This window comes from Pseudogulbenkiania sp. NH8B (assembly GCF_000283535.1).
GTDB lineage: Bacteria > Pseudomonadota > Gammaproteobacteria > Burkholderiales > Chromobacteriaceae > Pseudogulbenkiania > Pseudogulbenkiania ferrooxidans.
On record NC_016002.1, the window covers coordinates 51,657 to 69,292 of the forward strand.

General features: G+C 68.1%; 16 protein-coding genes. 9 read left to right on the forward strand and 7 right to left on the reverse strand.

Going from position 1 to position 17,636, the window contains the following annotated elements:
* Positions 1–5: 5 nt before the first annotated feature.
* On the reverse strand, positions 6–731 hold the full coding sequence (gene ompR / locus NH8B_RS00210) for an osmolarity response regulator transcription factor OmpR (RefSeq protein WP_008954572.1): 726 nt from the start codon (positions 729–731) through the stop codon (positions 6–8).
* Positions 732–899: 168 nt separating this feature from the next.
* Between ompR and NH8B_RS00215 the strand changes: the two genes are divergently transcribed.
* The 3 genes from NH8B_RS00215 (at position 900) to NH8B_RS00225 (ending at position 2,129) form a co-directional block, all read left to right on the forward strand.
* A complete protein-coding gene (locus tag NH8B_RS00215; protein ID WP_014085517.1) occupies positions 900–1,127 on the forward strand; it encodes a hypothetical protein in 228 nt (75 codons plus the stop codon).
* Between the two features lie 63 nt (positions 1,128–1,190).
* Positions 1,191–1,577 carry a hypothetical protein gene (locus tag NH8B_RS00220; RefSeq protein ID WP_014085518.1) on the forward strand — a complete coding sequence of 129 codons (387 nt, stop codon included), beginning with the start codon at positions 1,191–1,193 and terminating at the stop codon, positions 1,575–1,577.
* Positions 1,578–1,682: 105 nt separating this feature from the next.
* Positions 1,683–2,129 (forward strand): hypothetical protein, encoded by a 447-nt coding sequence (locus NH8B_RS00225; protein ID WP_008954575.1) that lies wholly within the window; start codon positions 1,683–1,685, stop codon positions 2,127–2,129.
* A 103-nt stretch (positions 2,130–2,232) separates the two neighbouring features.
* Here the strand turns inward: NH8B_RS00225 and NH8B_RS00230 are convergent, their stop codons facing one another.
* A complete protein-coding gene (locus NH8B_RS00230) occupies positions 2,233–3,207 on the reverse strand; it encodes a quinone oxidoreductase family protein (protein WP_014085519.1) in 975 nt (324 codons plus the stop codon).
* Between the two features lie 112 nt (positions 3,208–3,319).
* Positions 3,320–3,913 carry a YqiA/YcfP family alpha/beta fold hydrolase gene (locus NH8B_RS00235; RefSeq protein ID WP_014085520.1) on the reverse strand — a complete coding sequence of 198 codons (594 nt, stop codon included), beginning with the start codon at positions 3,911–3,913 and terminating at the stop codon, positions 3,320–3,322.
* A gap of 147 nt (positions 3,914–4,060) precedes the next feature.
* Here NH8B_RS00235 and NH8B_RS00240 point away from each other — a divergent pair, with 147 nt between their 5' ends.
* Complete coding sequence (locus NH8B_RS00240) at positions 4,061–4,576, forward strand: acyloxyacyl hydrolase (RefSeq protein ID WP_014085521.1); 516 nt, start codon at positions 4,061–4,063, stop codon at positions 4,574–4,576.
* Positions 4,577–4,738: 162 nt separating this feature from the next.
* Here the strand turns inward: NH8B_RS00240 and NH8B_RS00245 are convergent, their stop codons facing one another.
* Positions 4,739–5,503: a substrate-binding periplasmic protein gene (locus tag NH8B_RS00245; RefSeq protein WP_014085522.1), complete on the reverse strand. Its 765-nt coding sequence runs from the start codon at positions 5,501–5,503 to the stop codon at positions 4,739–4,741.
* Positions 5,504–5,615: 112 nt separating this feature from the next.
* Between NH8B_RS00245 and metH the strand changes: the two genes are divergently transcribed.
* Positions 5,616–9,335 carry a methionine synthase gene (gene metH, locus NH8B_RS00250; protein ID WP_041703198.1) on the forward strand — a complete coding sequence of 1,240 codons (3,720 nt, stop codon included), beginning with the start codon at positions 5,616–5,618 and terminating at the stop codon, positions 9,333–9,335.
* A 113-nt stretch (positions 9,336–9,448) separates the two neighbouring features.
* On the opposite strand, the gene NH8B_RS00255 is transcribed toward metH, so the two are convergent.
* Positions 9,449–10,591, reverse strand: coding sequence for a cystathionine gamma-synthase (locus NH8B_RS00255; RefSeq protein ID WP_014085524.1), 1,143 nt, complete (start codon positions 10,589–10,591; stop codon positions 9,449–9,451).
* Positions 10,592–10,601: 10 nt separating this feature from the next.
* Entirely contained in the window at positions 10,602–11,960 is a 1,359-nt protein-coding gene (locus NH8B_RS00260) for a pyridoxal-phosphate dependent enzyme (protein ID WP_014085525.1), read from the reverse strand.
* A gap of 216 nt (positions 11,961–12,176) precedes the next feature.
* Between NH8B_RS00260 and NH8B_RS00265 the strand changes: the two genes are divergently transcribed.
* The 3 genes from NH8B_RS00265 (at position 12,177) to NH8B_RS00275 (ending at position 14,269) form a co-directional block, all read left to right on the forward strand.
* On the forward strand, positions 12,177–12,788 hold the full coding sequence (locus tag NH8B_RS00265; RefSeq protein WP_014085526.1) for a phosphorylase family protein: 612 nt from the start codon (positions 12,177–12,179) through the stop codon (positions 12,786–12,788).
* Between the two features lie 233 nt (positions 12,789–13,021).
* Positions 13,022–13,237 carry a YdcH family protein gene (locus tag NH8B_RS00270; protein WP_014085527.1) on the forward strand — a complete coding sequence of 72 codons (216 nt, stop codon included), beginning with the start codon at positions 13,022–13,024 and terminating at the stop codon, positions 13,235–13,237.
* Between the two features lie 246 nt (positions 13,238–13,483).
* Positions 13,484–14,269 carry a substrate-binding periplasmic protein gene (locus tag NH8B_RS00275; RefSeq protein ID WP_041703200.1) on the forward strand — a complete coding sequence of 262 codons (786 nt, stop codon included), beginning with the start codon at positions 13,484–13,486 and terminating at the stop codon, positions 14,267–14,269.
* A 6-nt stretch (positions 14,270–14,275) separates the two neighbouring features.
* Here NH8B_RS00275 and NH8B_RS00280 read toward each other — a convergent pair whose 3' ends face one another.
* A complete protein-coding gene (locus NH8B_RS00280; protein ID WP_014085529.1) occupies positions 14,276–15,781 on the reverse strand; it encodes a MocR-like pyridoxine biosynthesis transcription factor PdxR in 1,506 nt (501 codons plus the stop codon).
* Between the two features lie 203 nt (positions 15,782–15,984).
* Between NH8B_RS00280 and gabP the strand changes: the two genes are divergently transcribed.
* Positions 15,985–17,391, forward strand: coding sequence for a GABA permease (gabP, locus tag NH8B_RS00285; RefSeq protein ID WP_014085530.1), 1,407 nt, complete (start codon positions 15,985–15,987; stop codon positions 17,389–17,391).
* Positions 17,392–17,636 lie beyond the last annotated feature (245 nt).

A 17,636-nucleotide genomic window follows, 5' to 3' on the forward strand; every position in this document is an offset into this window, starting at 1 on the left:
GCTCCTTATTCTCGTGGCGCGCCGTCGGGCACGAACACGTAACCGTAGCCCCACACCGTCTGGATGTAGCGCGGGCCACCTTCATCGGTGTCGAGCGCGCGGCGCAGGCGCGAGATGTGCACGTCGATGCTGCGGTCGAGCGATTCGCCGTTGCCCTTGCCCAGTGCCATCTCCATCAGCTGCTCGCGCGTCATCGGTCGGCGCGGATGGCTCGCCAGCACCGCCAGCACCGCGTACTCGGCGCTGGTCAGCGTCACCACCTTGTCCTGGTGGGTCAGCTCGCGCCGCCCGAGGTGCAGCGTGAACGGCCCGAACTCGATGGCGTCGCCCTCCTCGTGGCGTGCCGCCAGCGCCGGCGTGGCGTTGTGGCGGCGCAGCACCGACTGGATGCGCGCCACCAGCTCGCGCGGGTTGAACGGCTTGGGCAGGTAGTCGTCGGCGCCCATCTCGAGGCCGAGGATGCGGTCGATGTCCTCGCCGCGCGCGGTGAGCATGATCACCGGCACCATCTCGCCCTGCGCGCGCAGCCGGCGCACCACCGCCAGCCCGTCCTCGCCCGGCATCATCACGTCGAGCACCATCAGGTCGGGGCGGTTGCGCGCCAGCTTGCGCTGCAGTTCGCGCGCGTCCGGCAGCGTGTCCACGGTATAGCCCTGCTGGCCGAGGTAGCGCACCAGGAGGTCGCGTAGTTTGGCGTCGTCGTCGACGACCAGGATTTTGCTGTTTTCCATAATGCCAAGAGTAGCGTGTCGCAGTAGCGGGTGTCAGCCCGGAAAGTAAACAGATTTTACATCGCGCCGCCGGCTTCAAACTCGTTAACACTTGGCACGGATTTACACACGGTTCGGCAACACCCGCCCCCTACACTGGCAGCATCCCCTCGCTGTCAGGAGTTCCCCATGATCCGCACTACCGTTCCGCTCGTGCTGCTGGCCATGCTCGGCGGTGGCGTTCTGGGCCTCTGGGTCGGTGCCCCGCAGCCGTCGGCGGCTACCCCGTTCTCCCCCTCCGCGCTGTCCCGCACGCCGGTGCAGCAGCAGCGCCCCGCGCTCGCCCCCCCGAGCCGGGAGCGCTATCCGGAACTCGGCTGGCGCGCCAACCAGCGGCCGTTCGAGGCCGACGTTTGAACCCTGCCGATATCATGCATGCGACGGATGGCAGGTCCGCTTGGCACAGGATAGAATGAAAGCATGAAACATCGCGTCTTCGCCGGTTTGGCGGCTTGTCTCGTTCTGGTTCTGGCGCCGCCGGCGTTGGCCGGCCGGCATGGGCCTCCCGGTGGCGGGATGGACGGCGGCGGTTTCTCGCCGCCGGGCTGGATGCAGGCCGGCCGGGGCCAGGATGGCCAAGGCCAGGACGGCGACATGCGGCGGCTGCGCGAGCTGCGCCTCAAGGAAGCCATTCGCAATGGCGACCTGAGCCGCGAAGAAGCCCGCCAGCAGCGCCCGTCGCCGCGCGAATACTGGCCGTTTGCGCCAGGCAACTCGGCCGGGGAAGGCCCGGGTGCTCCGGATAACAAGAGACGCTACTGGCGCGATAAGCGGCGACAAGCCAACGAACGCGACCGTGGCGATTGACAGCCTGCAACCGCAGGGCAAGGGGGCAACGCAGCGTGGAGGCCGTGGAGGCCAGCGCTGCACATGACCACCGCCTGAAGGAAGTCGGCTTCACAAGGGGGATGGATGCTGCGGCGACAGATGCTGGCCATGGGGGTGATGGCGCTGTTGTCAGGCTGGCCGATGACGGGCTGGTCGGCGGAGCCGTTGGCGCTTTCCTGTAGCCAGAGTATCGCCCCGCAGCGCTGCGAGCTGATGCGCCTGGGCCAGTTGTCCTGTTCCGACCTGCCGCTCGAGCACCAGCGCGAATGCGAGCAACTGTTCACCCCGCCCCTCAACTGCTTCCGCAGCCGCGACCCCCGTGCCTGCCAGGCCCTGCAGCAGGCGCAGCAGGCCTGCGATTCACAGCGCGGCGAGGCGCGCCGGGTGTGCATCCGCGAGCGCCTGCCGGCACCGGACTGCACCCGTGCCGCCGCGCCCGAGCGCTGCCGCCAGCGGGCGGAGGCGGAACAGGCCTGCAGCGAACGCTACGGCGCGGACTACCGCGAGTGCGTCGCCAAGGCGATGCGTTGACCCATCCCGCGATAAATACAAAAAAGTGGCCGACCCCCGCGCGGGCGTCGGCCACTTTTTTTGCCCAAGAGCCTGAACAGGCGCTACAGCAAACGGCGCGCGGTTACGGCAGCAGGATCAGCGAACCAGTGGTGCGGCGCCCTTCCAGGTCGCGGTGCGCCTGGGCCGCGTCGGCCAGGGCGTAGCGGTGCGACGGGGCAACCTGTACCGCGCCGGCCCGCACTCGCTCGAACAGCGCGTTGGCCGATTCCTCCAGCTCGGCGCGGCTGGCGGTGTAGTCGCCCAGGCGGGGGCGGGTGAAGTACAGCGAGCCCTTCTGCGCCAACAGCAGCGGGGCGAACGACGGCACCGCGCCGGAGGCGTTGCCGAAGCTGACGAACATGCCGCGCGGCGCCAGGCAATTCAGCGAGATTTCGAAGGTATCCTTGCCCACCGAGTCGTACACCACCGGCACGCCCTGTCCGGCGGTGATCTCGCGCACCCGCTCCACCACGTTCTCGCTACTGTAGTTGATGACGTGGGCGCAGCCCAGCTCGCGGGCCCGCTGCGCCTTGGCGTCCGAGCCCACCGTGCCGATCACGTTGACGCCGAGCGAACTCAGCCACTGCACCGCGATCTGCCCGACGCCGCCGGCGGCGGCGTGCCACAGCACGGTCTGGCCCGGCTGCACCGGGTAGGTGCGGCGAATCAGGTACTCCACGGTCATGCCCTGCAGCATCATGCAGGCCGCCTGTTCGTCGCCGATCTCGTCCGGCAGCTTCACCAGCACCGCCGCCGGGATCGGGCGCTCGCCGCTGTAGGCACCGAGCGGGCCGCCGCAGTAGGCGACCCGGTCGCCCACCCGTACCTGCTCGACGCCGGCGCCCACCGCCTCGACCACCCCGGCCGCCTCGGTGCCGAGCCCGGACGGCAGGCTGGCCGGGTAGAGCCCGCTGCGCACGTAGGTGTCGATGAAGTTGACGCCGATGGCGCTATGGCGCAGCCGCACCTCGCCCGGCCCGGGCGCGCCCACTTCCACGGTTTCGGTCTGCAGCACCTCGGGTCCACCGGTCTGGAAAAAGCGGATGGCAAGCGTCATGTCGGGTCTCCTCAAGCGATGTCGGTCTAGCTCGGCATAGTGTCGCGGCGCCGCCGGCCGCGCAATGGCCGTGGCAGAACAGGCTGTTTCGCGCAGCGAACAGCGGGCGGCGTTACGTCTCGTCCACCCGCTCCCGGCGCTCGTCGCCCGCCCACGCCAGCACCCCCGGCAGGCATTCCGGCCAGCGGGCCAGGCGGTGATCGTCGCCAAAGAACACGGTTTGGCGCGCACCGCGGTAGTGGCGCGCCGCCTCGCGCCAGTCCAGTACCTCGTCGGCGGTGCCCAGCACCAGCCAGTAGCGCTCCGCGTTGGGCCGCTCCACGGTGAGCCGGCGCAGCGCCGTCAGGTCGGCCTCGCCGAGCGTGTACTGTTCGCCGGTATAGGGGTTGGTCTGTGGCCCGATATAGGCGGCCAGCGAGCGGTCGGGGCGTACAGCCGGGTTGATCAGCACCGCGCGCAGCCCCAGCGCCTCGGCCAGCCAGCTGGCGTAGAACCCCCCCAGCGAACTGCCGATCAGCAGCGTGTCCGCCGGCAGCCTCTGCAGCAGCGCCGTGGCGGCGGCGATGGCATCGGCCGGGTGTGGCGGCAGGCGTGGGCAGTGAAACGTTTCGGCCAACCCGCACTGGTCGAGAAAGGCCGCGGTTTCTCGCGCCTTGGCCGAGTGTTCGCTGGAATTGAAACCGTGCAGGTAAACGATGTGTGGCATGGCTGACCTGTAAGCAAGGTTGGTGAAAGGGACGGGGCCGGCATGGAAGGCGGATGAGCGCATCGCCTTGTGCATGACATGCGGACCACTATACTTTTTTTAACTGGCCTTTGTCCGTCACCGGTCTGCCGTCAAAGGATGCCGATAATGAAAACAAGTACCATCGTCGCCGGCTTGCTGATCACCGTTGCCCTGATGCCTGCCGCCCAGGCGCTCGATCTGTCGCTGTCACTGGGGAAAAGCGGGGAGGGGTCCGATTATTACCGCCTGGGCCTGCAGCAGGACTTCACCCAGAGCTGGTGGAACAGCCCCACCGGCCGCCTCACCGGCTACTGGGACGTCGGCCTGACCCACTGGGCCGGCGACCAGGCCGCCAGCAACCAGACGCTGTCGTTCTCGCCGGTGCTGGTCTACGAATTCAGCAACAGCGACATCCGTCCCTTCGTCGAGGCCGGCATTGGCCTTGCCGCATTCCGCCATACCCAGGTCGAGGATCACCAGTTGGGCAGCGCGCTGCAGCTCGAGGACCGCATCGGCATCGGCCTGCGTTTCGGCGCCCACCACGCCCTCGGCCTGCGCGCCATCCATTACTCCAACGCCGGACTCAAGCAGCCCAACGACGGCATCGAAGCCTACTCGCTGTACTACCAGCTACGTTACTGAGAACCTGTTTACGATCTGCTGCGCGTCGGCGATACGGCGTTAAAAACGTCTTCGGAATGCGCATTTACCACGTGTAAACGCCACTTCCTCAGCCGTTTTTGCCTTGTCTCGCTCTAGCTCGCGAGATCGTAAGCAGGCTCTGAGGACGTGTCCGGGTGGTGTTCAATTGGCCTGCCACTGATAGGCCTTGAGAATGGTCTTGAGCTTGCCGCTCTTGTGCAGCCGGGCGATGGCCTGGTTCAGCTCGGTCACGCTGTAGCGGCTGGCCGGGGCCACCGCGCACATGGTCGGCATGGTGGACACCACCACCGGCAGCATCTCCAGCTTGCGCGCCTCGAACGGGTAGCTGCGCGCCCAGTAGGCGAATTCCAGTTCGGAATGGATGGCGACGTCGATCAGTTTCTTCTGCAGCGATTTCATCAACAGCTCGATGCGCGCTTCGTCCACGCGCGTGGCCTGGCCGCTGGCCCACAGCGCCTCCACCGCCGGATAGTGGTAACCGCGCGTGGTGCCGATGCGCTTGCCCGCCAGTTCGTCCAGGTGCCGGATCGGGTGGTTCGACCTGAGCGCGATCAGCCGCTCCACCTGCGGGTACAGCTCCTGGGTCCAGCCCAGGCGGCTGGCGTTGCCGTACCACAGCGGATTGGCGTTGCAGTGGATGTCGACCTTGTTGGCCTCGATGTTCTGTTCCACCCGCTTGCGCGACACCACGACGAACCGAGGCGTAGTGCCCAGCTCTTCCGCCAGCGCCGTGCCCAGTTCCTTGTACAGGCCGCCCACCAGCCCCTGCTGCGGATCGCTGGCCAGCTCGACGATGGGCGGGCCGTCCGAATCCGACACGCCGATCCGCAACGATGCCGCCTGCGCGGACAGTCCCCCCCCTAAGGCCAGCACCATCGCCAGCACCGGTTTATGCGCCCTGAACATAAGCTTCTGCTCTCTTCTTCTTAAAGGTTGGCGGGTTCGGTACGGACAGCATGGTAAGATGCCAGACCGATGACGCCACCTTCCCGTTTTAGACGATAACCACTTGTTTGCCATGACGATCGCCACCAACCCCACCCTATACGATCACCTGTCGCGCCGTATCCTGATTCTGGACGGTGGCATGGGCACCATGATCCAGCGCCACCAGCTCACCGAACAGGACTACCGCGGCGAACGTTTTGCGGACTGGCGTTGCGACGTCAAGGGCAACAACGACCTCTTGGTGCTGACCCAGCCCGGCATCATCGGCGGTATCCACCAGGCCTACCTCGATGCCGGCGCCGACATCGTCGAGACCAACACCTTCAACGCCACCTCGATCGCCATGGCCGACTACGAGATGGAAGCGCTGGTGTGGGAGATCAACCACGCCGCGGCGCGTCTGGTGAAGGAGCTGTGCGTCGCCGAAACGGCGAAGAACCCGGCCAAGCCGCGCTACTGCGCCGGCGTGCTGGGGCCGACCAACCGTACCTGTTCGATCAGCCCGGACGTCAACGACCCGGGCTACCGCAACGTCACCTTCGACGCCCTGGTCGAGAGCTACACCGAGGCCATCGACGGCCTGGTCAAGGGCGGCGCCGACCTGCTGCTGGTCGAAACCATCTTCGACACGCTCAACGCCAAGGCGGCGGTGTTCGCCATCCACAAGTATTTCGACGAGCGCCCGGAGGCGGCCCGGCTGCCGATCATGGTGTCCGGCACCATCACCGACCAGTCCGGCCGTACCCTGACCGGTCAGACGACAGAGGCATTTTACAACTCACTTTCGCATGCCGATGCAATTTCTTTTGGCCTGAATTGTGCGCTGGGGCCGGACCTGCTGCGTCCCTACGTCGAGGAAATGGCGCGCATCTCGTCCACCTTCGTTTCGGTGCACGCCAACGCCGGCCTGCCCAACGCCTTCGGCGGCTATGACCTGTCGCCGGCGGACATGGCGGTCAACGTCAGGGAGTGGGCCGAATCGGGCCTGATCAACATCGTCGGCGGCTGCTGCGGCACCACGCCGGAGCACATCGCGGCGATCTGCCTGGCGGTGCAGGACCTGCCGCCGCGTGCGCTGCCGGCGCTCGAGCCGAAGTGCCGCCTGTCCGGCCTCGAGCCGTTCAACATCGGTGATGCCGACCTGTTCGTGAACGTCGGCGAGCGCACCAACGTGACCGGTTCGAAGGCGTTCGCGCGCCTGATCCTCAACGGCGACTACGCCACCGCGCTCGACGTGGCGCGCCAGCAGGTGGAAAACGGCGCGCAGATCATCGACATCAACATGGACGAGGGCATGCTGGACGCCCACGCCGCGATGGTGCGCTTCCTCAACCTGATCGCCGCCGAGCCGGACATCGCGCGCGTGCCGATCATGATCGACAGCTCCAAGTGGGAGGTGATCGAGGCCGGCCTGAAGTGCATCCAGGGCAAGGGCATCGTCAACTCGATCTCGATGAAGGAAGGCGTCGACAAGTTCGTCGAGCAGGCGCGCCTGATCCGCCACTACGGCGCGGCGGTGATCGTGATGGCGTTCGACGAGGCCGGCCAGGCCGACACCTACGCGCGCAAGGTCGAGATCTGCGAGAAGAGCTACCGCATCCTGGTGGACGAGGTGGGTTTCCCGCCGGAAGACATCATCTTCGACCCCAACATCTTCGCCGTCGCCACCGGCATCGAGGAACACGCGCGCTACGGCCTCGACTTCATCGAGGCCACCGGCTGGATCAAGCAGAACCTGCCGCACGCCAAGATTTCCGGCGGCGTGTCCAACGTGTCGTTCTCGTTCCGCGGCAACAACAAGGTACGCGAGGCGATCCACGCCGTGTTCCTGTACCACGCCATCAAGCGTGGCATGACCATGGGCATCGTCAACGCCGGCGCGCTGGAGGTGTACGACGAGGTCGACCCGGTGCTGCGCGAGCGCATCGAGGACGTGGTCCTGATGCAGGGCGACGACAGCATGGCCGCCACCGAGGCGCTGATCACCTTGGCCGAAAGCTTCCGCGGCGACGCCAAGGAAGCCAAGGGCGAAGACCTGGCGTGGCGCAGCCAGCCGGTGGAGAAGCGCCTGGAACACGCGCTGATCAAGGGCATCACCACCTATATCGTCGAAGATACCGAAGAAGTCCGCCTCAAGTGCGAGCGCCCGATCCACGTCATCGAAGGCCCGCTGATGGACGGCATGAACGTGGTCGGCGACCTGTTCGGCGCCGGCAAGATGTTCCTGCCGCAGGTGGTGAAATCCGCGCGCGTGATGAAGGCCGCCGTGGCGCACCTCGAGCCGTTCATCGAGGAAGAGAAGATCGCCATGGGCCTGCAGGACGCGCCGGCCAAGGGCGTGATCATCATGGCCACGGTGAAGGGCGACGTGCACGACATCGGCAAGAACATCGTCGGCGTGGTGCTGCGCTGCAACAACTACAAGGTGATCGACCTGGGCGTGATGGTGCCGTGCCAGAAGATTCTGGACGCGGCGATCGAGCACAAGGCCGACATCATCGGCCTGTCCGGCCTGATCACCCCGTCGCTGGAAGAAATGAGCCACGTGGCCAAGGAAATGCAGCGCCAGGGCTTTACCATTCCGCTGCTGATCGGCGGCGCCACCACCAGCCGCGTGCACACCGCGGTGAAGATCGCCCCCAACTACCACGGCCCGGTGATCTACGTGCCGGACGCCAGCCGCGCCGTCGGCGTGTGCTCCAACCTGTTGTCCGACACGCTGCGCGACGTGTTCGTCGAGGAGGTCGCCGCCGACTACGCCAAGGCGCGCGCCATCTTCGAGGGCCGCGGCGAGGCCAAGCTGCTGCCGATCGCCGAAGCCCGCGAGCAACGTCACCAGATCGACTGGGCGAACTACACCCCGCCCAAGCCGTCCTGGCTCGGCGTGCGCCGCTTCGAGCATTACGACCTGGCCGAGATCGCCCGCTGCATCGACTGGACGCCGTTCTTCCAGAGCTGGGAACTGGCCGGCCGCTACCCGGCCATCCTGTCCGACGAGGTGGTGGGTGAGTCGGCGCGCGCGCTGTGGGCCGACGCCCAGGCCATGCTGAAGCAGATCATCGACGAGAAATGGCTCACCGCCAACGCCGTGATCGGGCTGTTCCCGGCCGCCAGCGTCGGCCACGACGACATCGAGATCTACCACCCCGACAGCGGCGAGCGGCTGATGACCTGGGTCGGCCTGCGCCAGCAGATCGTCAAGACCGACAAGGACGGCAACAGGAACCCGGACTGGTGCCTGGCCGACTTCATCGCGCCCAAGGACAGCGGCGTTGAGGACTACATCGGCGCCTTCGCCGTCACCGGCGGCCTCGGCATCGACCCGCACGTGGCGCGCTTCGAAGCCGCCAACGACGACTACTCGGCGATCCTGCTCAAGGCGCTGGCCGACCGCTTCGCCGAGGCCTTCGCCGAGCTGATGCACCAGCGCGTGCGCACCGAGTTCTGGGGCTACGCGCCGCACGAGCAGCTCGACAACGAGGCGCTGATCGACGAGCAATACCAGGGCATCCGCCCGGCGCCGGGCTACCCGGCCTGCCCGGACCACACCGTGAAGAAGGAGCTGTTCGAACTCTTGGACGCCCCGGCCATCGGCATGATCTTGACCGAAGGCTACGCCATGCTGCCGACCGCGGCGGTGTCGGGCTTCTACTTCAGCCACCCCGATTCGCGCTACTTCGGCGTCGGCAAGGTGAGCCGCGATCAGGTGGAGAGCTACGCCCAGCGCCGCGGCGTCAGCGTGGAACAGGCCCAGCGCGATCTGGCGTCGAATTTGGGGTACAACGCCTGAACCTTACCGCCCATCGTGGTGATGCGCCGCTGTGATGCCAAGCCGGGACGTGTCCGGCTCAACAGAAACCGCCCGTCAAGGGCGGTTTTTTGCTTGATGGCGAGACGGGCCGCTCACGTTGCCGCGATCGCCTGGTCGATGTCCTCGATCAGGTCTTCGACGTCTTCCAGCCCCACCGACAGCCGTACCAGCGCGTCGGGCAGGCCGGCCTTGTGGCGCTGCTCGGGCGGGATGGCGGCGTGAGTCATGGCGGTGGGCAGGCTGACCAGCGACTCGACGCCGCCCAGGCTTTCGGCCAACGTGAACAGCCGGGTGCGGCTGGTGAAGCGGGCGCTGCGCTCGGCGCCACCCTGGAGTTCCAGCGAGATCATGCCGCCGAAGGCGTACATCTGGCTCCGCGCCAGCTCGTGCCAGGGGCTGTCGGGCAGGCCGGGGTAGTGCACGCGCAGCACCTCGGGGTGCTCCGCCAGGTGCTGCGCCAGTTCCAGCGCGTTGGCGCAGTGCTGGCGCATGCGCAGCGCCAGCGTCTTGATGCCGCGCAGCACCAGGAAGCAGTCCATCGGCCCCGGCACCGCGCCGACCGCGTTCTGCAGGAACTTGAGCGTCTGGTACAGCGCCTCGTCGTTGGTCACCAGCGCGCCGCCGACCACGTCGGAGTGGCCGCCCAGGTACTTGGTGGTGCTGTGCAGCACCACATCGGCGCCGAGTGTCAGCGGCTGCTGCAGGTAGGGCGAGGCGAAGGTGTTGTCCACCACCACCGTGACGCCGTGCGCGTGCGCCAGCCGGGCCAGCGCGGCGATGTCGCACACCGTCAGCAGCGGGTTGCTCGGCGTCTCCAGCCACAGCAGCTTGGTGGCGGGGGTGAAGGCGGCGGCGACCGCCGCCGGGTCGGTGGCGTCGACGAAGCTGGAGGCAATGCCGAAGCGGGCGAACACCTGGGTCATCAGGCGGTAGGTGCCGCCGTACAGGTCCTGCCCGCACAGCACGTGGTCGCCGCTCGACAGCGTCTGCAGCACGGCCGTCGCCGCCGCCAGGCCGCTGGCGAACGCCAGGCCGTAGGCGCCTTCCTCCAGTGCGGCCAGGTTGGCTTCCAGCGCGCTGCGCGTGGGGTTGGCGGTGCGCGCGTAGTCGTAGCCCTGGTGCACGCCGGGGGCCTGCTGCGCGAAGGTGGAGGTCAGGTAGACCGGGGTCATGACGGCGCCGGTGGACGGGTCTGGCGCCAGCCCGGCGTGGATGGCCTTGGTGGAGAAACGCATGCTTGCCTCGCTAGTGAGTGGTGGTCAGCGCCCGCAGCAGATCGCCCTGGGTGACGATGTCGTAGCCGGCGCCGGTATGCACCAGCAGTGCCGGCACCTGGCTCGGCACGCGCCGCGCGACCTCGTCGAACGGGGCGTCGGCGGCCAGCACCGGCAGCGGTTCGCGCAGCAGCTCGCGCACGATCAGCGCGTCCAGCGCCTTGCCGGCGAGCAGGGCGTCGATCAGGTCCTGGCGGTACAGCGTGCCCAGCAGCTCGTCGCCGTCGAACACCGGCAGCTGCGCGCACGGCAGGTCGCGCATGCGCTGCAGCGCGTCGCGCAGCGCGTCGGCCGGGGCGGCGGTGGCGAGCGGGCGCGGCGGTTTGGCGCGCAGCACGTCGGCCACGGTGTGGCCGGGCCGGGCCTCGAGGTGGCCGTTGGCGCGCATCCAGTCGTCGTTGTAGATCTTGCCCAGGTACTGCCGGCCGCCGTCCGGCAGCAGCACCACCATCAGGTCGTCCGGTCCGAGCCGCCGGGCCACCTGCCGCGCCCCCAGCATCGCCGCGCCGCTTGAGCCGCCGGCGAAGATGCCTTCCGAACGCGCCAGGGTGCGCGCCATCAGGAAGCTGTCCTTGTCGTTCACCTGCACCACGTCGTCGATCACGCTCCAGTCCAGCGCCCCCGGCACGAAGTCCTCGCCGATGCCTTCCAGCTGGTAGACGTGCGGCTCGACCTCGCGCCCGCTGTGGAACAGGTCGTACAGGATGGAGCCCTCCGGGTCGACGCCGATCACCTGCACCGCCGGGTTCTGCTCCTTGAGGTAGCGGCCGATGCCGCTGATGGTGCCGCAGGTGCCCATGCAGCAGACGAAGTGGGTGATCTTGCCGTCGGTGTCGTGCCAGATTTCCGGGCCGGTGCTGACGTAGTGGGCCTGGGTGTTGTCCGGGTTGTGGTACTGGTTGCACAGGAAGGCGCCGGGAATCTCGGCCGCCAGCTGGCGTGCCACTTCGATGTACTGGCGCGGGTGGTCCGGCGGAAGGTCGGTGGGGCAGACGATCACCTCCGCGCCCATGGCGCGCAGCATGTCGATCTTCTCGCGCGACTGCTTGTCGGCGATGGTGAACACGGTGCGGTAGCCGCGCGCCGCGGCGAACATGGCGAGCCCCATGCCGGTGTTGCCCGAGGTGCATTCGACGATGGTGCCGCCCGGCGCGATCTCGCCGCGGCGCTCGGCTTCGCCCACCATGAACTGGCCGATGCGGTCCTTGACCGAACCGCCGGGGTTCATGAATTCGAGCTTGGCGTAGAGCGCGCCCTGCGGCGGGGCGAGGTGGTTCAGCCGCACCAGCGGGGTGTGGCCGATGGCGTCCAGAATGCTCTCGTACTTCATGGCGTTCCTCCGTGCCGTGAGCCGGGGTGGAGTCCAGGGGGCGGCAGCCGGTGCCGGAGCCCGTCGCCGCTGTGCTCCAGCGCGCCTGCGATCCGCGCGTGGCAGATCGTGGACCGGTTCTTCGGTTCACTATAGCCGGTGGATGGGGCCGGCTGCTGCCCCGGCGTATCCGTTTTACAATGCCGGTGTCGCTACGCTCAGAACTGCTGGATTGCCATGAACATCACCGTGCTGTTTCCCACCGCCACCGAGGCGAGCCTGTTTTCCCTCCCCGGCGTCACCACCGTGGTCTCCGGCGTCGGACTGACCGCCACCGCCTACGCCACGCTGAAGGCGATCCAGCAGCATAAGCCCGACGTCATCATCCTGGCCGGCGTGGCCGGGGTGTACCCGCACGCCGGCCTGCAGATCGGCGACGTGGTGCTGGTGGCGTCGGAGGTGGAGGGCGATCTGGGCTTCTTCACGCCCGAGGGTTTCACCCACCTGGCGCATCTGCCGCTCGACATGGCGTTCGAGCGCCGCCATACCCTGGCGTGCCCGGCGTTGCCGGCCGGGTTTGCGCAGGCGAAGAGCGTGTCGCTGAACGCGGCGCTGGCGCCCTTTATCGATAGCCGCGAGGTGGAGATCGAGAACATGGAGGGGGCGGCGTTCTTCCACGTCTGCCTGCAGGAAGGGCAGCGTTTCGTCGAGATCCGCGCCATTTCCAACGTGGTGAAGCCGGGGCACGACGACTGGGACCTGGAAGGCTCGGTGCGGGCGCTGACCGACGGCCTGCACCGCCTGATCGACGTGTTGCAGCGGGAGGACGCCGGCACGGCGCCGGCCTGAGCGCGGGGTCCGAACCGGCCGCGCGCGGTGCGGTGGGGGCGGCCAGGTACCCGTTGCTCCGTACCGTGCGGCCGGCGTTCGTCGCCCCGCCACGGCCGGGCGCGGCCGATGCCGGCGGGGCGAGGCGCGCCGGCGGTTCTCTGCGTTAAATCAAGAACGGCGGTCCGGGGGGCGTCTACCATGACATGAAACCCCTGCCGCCGCCGCGCGGCCCGCCACCTTTGGAGGATGTCATGTTTCCCGAATTTCGCGACCGTATCAGCCAGCTCAAGACCGAAGACGCCCATTTCTCCCGCCTGTTCGACAAGCACAATGCGCTGGACCAGCAGATCAAGAACATCGAGGCGCACCTCGAGGCGGGCAGCGCCGAAGACGTGGAGAACCTGAAGAAGGAAAAGCTCAAGCTCAAGGACGAGCTGTACCAGATCCTGAAAAACGCCGCGGCCTGATCGGGGGCGCGCCGCGCACTGCCGACGCGGTGGCGCGGTTGGGCTACAATGCCCGGCGCTGATCGCCGGGCGGCAAAAGGTTGGCCGAAGCTTCGCAGGGGGCTTCGGCCAACCTTTTGTCTATGCGGCAGGCGGCGGGGGTTGATCTGGCTCATGGCACCCCGGCCGCAGCGATGCACAATGCTATGCCATGTAAATGCCATGCTGCCGGCGCTGCCGGCGCGCTCGTCCTCGGGATGTAAGGTCATGAAGGGTATCCACACCAGGCACCGTAGTCGCCGCTGGGCGGCCTTGCTGTGCGCGTTGCTGCCGGCGCTGGCCGCTGCCGTGCCGTCCGGCACGCCGTTGCGCGTGGCCATCGGCGAGACCAAGGCGCCGTACGTGATGGCGGAGGAGCAGCGCGGGCTGGAGTACGAGCTGGTGACCGCCGCGCTGCGCGCCGCCGGCTACCAGCCGCAGGTGTCGTTCGCCCCCAACAAGCGCGCCCAGCAGTGGCTCGCCGCCGGGCGGGTGGATGCGGCCATCGCCAACGACGGCGGCTACCTGTCCGATCCCTACATCACCTACCAGAATGCCGCGATCACGCTGTGCCGCCGCCAGCTCCGCCTCGACGCCGTGCCGGAGCTCGGTCGTTACCGAGTGGCGGCGTTTCAGAACGCGCGGCGCTTTCTCGGCCCGGACTACGCGGCGATGGCGGCGGGCAATCCCGACTACGTCGAGCAGTCGCCGCAGATCACCCTCAACCGCCTGCTCTACAGCGGCCGCGCCGACGTCGCGGTGAGCGACATCAACGTCTTCCTGCAGCTCAACGACGAACTCGGCCCCGGCCTCGACACCGCGCCCTCGCTGTGCCCGTTCGCGCTGTTCCCGCCCACGCCGTACCGCCTGGCCTTCCACGATGCCACGGCGCGCGACCGTTTCAACCAGGCGCTGCGTCAGCTCGGCCAGCAGGGCTTCTACGAGGCGCTGGCGAAGCGCTACCGCCTGCCGGCGCCGCAGGGCCGGCCGTGGTTCAAGCCGGCGTTGCGCTGAGTTCCCTCACCCCCCGATCACCCCGGCCAGCGTGGCGAAGTGGCGCGCGATGTCGTCCTCGTCGACGTGGGCGTAGCCCAGCAGCAGGCCGGGCTGGTGCGGGCCGTCGCCACGGTAGTAGGCGCTCAGCGGCCGGGTCAGGATGCCGCGCGCGAGCGCCGCGGCGGTGACGGCGCGGTCGTCGCGGCCGTCCGGCAGGCCCAGCACCAGGTGCAGCCCGGCGGCACCGTCGTGGATGGCGAATTCGTCGCCGAAATGCTGGCGGATGGCCGACAGCAGCGCCTCGCGCCGCGCCGCGTAGAGGTGGCGCATGCGGCGGATGTGCGAGACGAAGTGGCCCTCGGCGATGAAGTCGGCCAGCACCGCCTGGGTCAGGTACTGGCCGCCGCGGAACAGCTCGGACAGACCGGTCTGGAAGCTTTCCACCAGCACCTCCGGCACCACCATGTAGCCCAGACGCAGCCCGGGGTAGATCACCTTGGAGAAGGTGGCGAGGTAGATCACCCGGCCGTGGCCGTCCAGCCCCTGCAGCGACGGCAGCGGCGGGCGGCCGTAGCGGAATTCGCTGTCGTAATCGTCCTCGACGATCCAGCTGTCGTGGCGGCGCGCGTAGGCCAGCAGGCGGCGGCGCCGCGCCAGGCTCATCACCGCGCCCAGCGGGTACTGGTGCGAGGGCGAGGCGTAGATCAGCCTCGGCACCCCGAGCCGGGCGCCTTCGTCCACCTGCAGCCCCTCGTTGTCCACCGGCACCGGCAGCGTGGTTAGCCCGGCGCTGCGCCACACGCTGTGCACCCCCCAGTAGCCCGGATTCTCCACCCAGGCGGCGTCGCCCGCGTCGCCCAGCAGCAGCGCGATCAGCTGCAGCGCCGAGTGCGAACCGTTGGTGACGATGATCTGCTCCGGCGTGCAGCGCACCCCGCGCGAGCTGTGCAGGTAGTCGGCCAGCGCGCTGCGCAAGGCCGGCAGGCCGGGGCCGACGGCGTAGGTCAAGAGGTCCGGCTGCGGCTTGCGCCACTGGCGGTTGTGCAGCCGCATCCAGGTGCGCGACGGGAAGGTGCGCACCTCCGGCACCCCCGGCATGAAGGCGCCCCATTGCTTCTCGCCGGCCCCGGCCTGCTCCACCAGCTCGGCGCCGCGGCGCGAGATCGCCACGCCCTGGGTGGCGGGCGCGGGTCGCGTCGGACTGGCCGCGTCGCGGCTGGCGAGCTTGTCCGGGCGCGTGTCGAGCACGAAGGTGCCCTGGCCGACCCCGGCCGAAACGTAGCCCTCGGCCCCCAGCCGTTCGTAGACGTGGATCACGGTGTTGCGGGCGAGGCTGAGCTCGGCGGCGAGCTGGCGCGACGAGGGCAGGCGCAGCCCCGGCGGCAGCGCTTCGTGCAGGATGGCGTCGCGCAGCAGGCGGTAGAGCTGCTGGTTGTTGGGCTCGCTGCTGGCCGGGTCGAAATGCAGCTGCAGCAGGTCGGTGAGCAGCGTGGGCGTGGCGGAGGAAGCGGGGCTGGGACGTGGCGACATGGGCGTGCGGACCGGAATGGCTCCATCAAAAAAACCGGATTGGGTCTAATTGTATCGCCAATCCGCGCTTACACTCGCACGCTGCATTTCCCCATGCATAAAAAAAACCGATAACACGCCGGCCGCTGCCTCCCTTGCCGCAGCCGAGCACAGGCCCCGGCGCATTCTGCACACGGAGGCCGGGTAGTCAGGAGAATCTATTCATGAGTGTTTCATCCCAAGGCCTGAGTCACGGCCTCAAGCAACGTCACGTCACCATGCTGTCGATCGCCGGGGTGATCGGCGCCGGCCTGTTCGTCGGCTCCGGCCACGCCATCGCCGAGGCCGGCCCGGCGGTGCTGATCGCCTACGCCATCGCCGGCCTGCTGGTGGTCCTCGTCATGCGCATGCTGGGCGAGATGGCCGTCGCGGCGCCGGATACCGGTTCCTTCTCCACCTACGCCGACCGCGCCATCGGCCACTGGGCCGGCTACATCATCGGCTGGCTGTACTGGTGGTTCTGGGTGCTGGTGATCCCGCTCGAGGCCAACGCCGCCGCCACCATCCTGCACACCTGGTTTGCCGGCGTGCCGATGTGGCTGTTCGCGCTCGGCATCACCGTGCTGTTGACCATCACCAACCTGTTCAGCGTCAAGAACTACGGCGAGTTCGAGTTCTGGTTCGCGCTGGTCAAGGTGGTGGCCATCGTCGCCTTCCTCGCCATCACCGGCGCCGCCATCATGGGCTTCATCCCGGGCAGCCAGGTGAGCGGGGTATCGCAGCTGTTCAGCCACGGCGGCTTCATGCCCAACGGCTTCGGCGCCGTGCTGGGCGCGATGCTGACCACCATGTTCACCTTCCTCGGCACCGAGATCGTCACCATCGCCGCCGCCGAATCCGACAACCCGCAGCAGCAGATCACCAAGGCCACCAACTCGGTGGTGTGGCGTATCAGCCTGTTCTACCTGGGCTCGATCTTCGTGGTGACCGCGCTGGTGGCGTGGAACGATCCGTTGCTGGCCTCGTCCGGCTCCTACCAGCGCACGCTGGAGCTGATCGGCATCCCCAACGCCAAGGCCATCGTCGACGTGGTGGTGCTGATCTCGGTGGCGAGCTGCCTCAACTCGGCGCTCTACACCGCCTCGCGCATGCTCTACTCGCTGTCCTCCCGTGGCGATGCGCTGAAGATGTTCGGCGAAACCGCCGCCAACGGCACGCCGCAGAAGGCGGTGCTGGGCTCGATGGTGGTGGGCTTCCTCACCGTGATCGCCAACTACCTGATGCCGAAGGCGGTGTTCGACATCCTGCTGGCCACCTCCGGCACCATCGCCTTGCTGGTGTACCTGGTGATCGCCATCTCGCAGCTGCGCATGCGTCAGCGCATGATCGCCAAGGGCGAGACCCCGGCGTTCAAGATGTGGCTGTTCCCGTGGCTGACCTGGGCGGTGATCCTGTTCATCTGCGCCGTGGTGGCGATGATGGCGATCCGTCCGGAGCACCAGATCGAGGTGATCGGCACCGGTGTGCTGGCGCTGGCGCTGCTGGTGGTGGGCTGGGCCCGCTCGCGCCTGTTCGGCACGCCGTGGAGCAAGAGCCGTCCGGCGGTGGCCGCCGCGGCCGCCCGCTCGTAAGCGCGTCATTGACCCAGCGCGGCGGTGTGACCGTCGCGCGGCAACACAAAGCCCATCGCGCCTCGCGGCCGATGGGCTTTGTCGTTGGTGTTGGGGGGGGGCTTCGGCCAACGTGTGGGGGGCGGGGCCTGCAACCCTGTCGAGCCGCCCACTGGCCGCGCTTGGTCGAGCCGCTACTACCAAGCCCCACGCGGTTCCCGCCCAAGCGGCGGCGGCATCCCCTTCGGCCAACCCTTCATGTACCA